Annotated in this window: 1 protein-coding gene and 1 pseudogene; both read right to left on the minus strand. The window is 59.9% G+C overall.

Translation table 11 applies throughout. The annotated features are described in order from the left end of the window. A pseudogene (locus ACXJ7R_RS32055) lies at positions 1-369 on the minus strand (iron ABC transporter substrate-binding protein); the annotation flags it as partial. Positions 370-380: 11 nt separating this feature from the next. Continuing rightward, positions 381-1,448 carry an ABC transporter ATP-binding protein gene (locus ACXJ7R_RS32060; protein ID WP_095080504.1) on the minus strand — a complete coding sequence of 356 codons (1,068 nt, stop codon included), beginning with the start codon at positions 1,446-1,448 and terminating at the stop codon, positions 381-383. Between the last annotated feature and the right edge of the window lie 176 nt (positions 1,449-1,624).

Genomic DNA, 1,624 nt, shown 5'->3' on the forward strand with positions numbered 1-1,624 from the left:
CTCCGGAACGGCCGGCGTCAGCCAGTTCTGCTCCTTGAACGTCAGGAAATGGGATGCGTCGGAGGTTTCGATGATGTCGGCGTTGTGGATGCCGCTCGAATATTCCTGTCCTATGCGCTGAAAGACGCGCTCCGAACCGGCCCTTTCCACCTGGACCTTGATGCCTGGATAGTGCGCCTCGAATGCGGCGCCCAGTTTCTCGGCGACCTGGACATCGGTTGAGGTGTAGTAGACGACCGATGCTTCCTTGGTTGCCGCGGCAACCAGGTCGTCCGTAACTTTGTAGGGTTCGGGCGGACCGGCCCAGGCCAATTGACCCCATGCCAAGGCTGCTAAAAGCGCGCCTGCTGCGACTTTCTTATTGGACATTCTCTCTCTCCCTAGTGTGCGAGCGCCCGGCAACGATCAGGTGGGCAATGAAGCCAAATTTGCTGGTTTTCCGGGACCGCGACATCGACAGGCGCGATCGCCCGCACGGTTTCGCCACCTGATAGATTGACAAGATAATCGCGATGCGACCCGAGATAGACTTGGCGCACGACCTTTCCGGTGGCCCAGTTGCTCGGATCGCCCTTCGGTTTCTCGTTGGTGAGATGCAGATCGTGATGCCGCACGGATACGGCGGTCTGGCCGTTGGCGGCATAGTCGCCGCTGCCACAGCGCAGCAGCAGACCGTTGCCGCAATCGACGGTGTCCGTTCCGACCCGCTTGCCCTTGAAGATGTTGGTGCCGCCGATGAACTGTGCAACGAACTCCGAACGCGGCCGCTCGTAAATGTCTTCGGGCGAGCCGGCCTGCTCGACATTGCCCTGGTTCATCACCACAATGACATCGGCAGCGGTCATGGCCTCCGTCTGATCGTGCGTGACATAGACGGTCGTGTAGCGGAACTCGTCGTGGAGGCGGCGGATCTCAAACCGCATCTCCTCGCGAAGATTGGCATCGAGATTGGAAAGCGGCTCGTCGAGCAGCAGCGTCTCCGGCTCGATGACAAGGGCTCTCGCCAGGGAAACACGCTGCTGCTGACCGCCCGACAACTCGCCCGGATAGCGCTCGGCCAGACTTTCGAGCTTGGTCGCCTGGAGGATGCGGCCTGTCTTTGCCTGAATATCGGCCTTGCCCATGCGACGAAGCCGCAAGCCGTAGGCGATGTTCTCGAACACGGTCATATGCGGCCAGAGCGCATAACTCTGGAAGATCATCGACATGTTGCGCGCTTCCGGCGGCTCGCTGGCGTGGGGCGACGACACAACACGGCCGCCGACACGGATCTGACCGTCCGACGGCTGAACGAAGCCGGCAACCAGGCGCAAGGTCGTGGTCTTGCCGCAGCCCGAAGGTCCGAGCAGGCACACCAGTTTTCCCTTCTCGATAGCGAGATCGACCGCGTTGACCACCGTCAGCTTGCCGTAGCGCTTGGTCAGCTTATCGAGTTCCACAAAGGCCATCGGTCCTCCCGAAACATTTCCTCACAAACGCGATGCGCTTGTGCCTGCTGCTAAAGGTCGGTCTAATTTTGTCAATTGTCAACAATTAACTGACGACTATCTGCATGAATTGCAAAGCGCTGCCATCTGCGTTGAATCGAAATGGCTTTGCGGCGCGCTATCCGGCGGCCCACAAG

The organism is Mesorhizobium sp. P5_C1, from assembly GCF_054049815.1.

Excerpts from the sequence above, each read along its gene's own strand:
- ACXJ7R_RS32060 (WP_095080504.1), bottom strand. The coding sequence starts at position 1,448 with ATGGCCTTTGTGGAACTCGATAAGCTGACCAAGCGCTACGGCAAGCTG.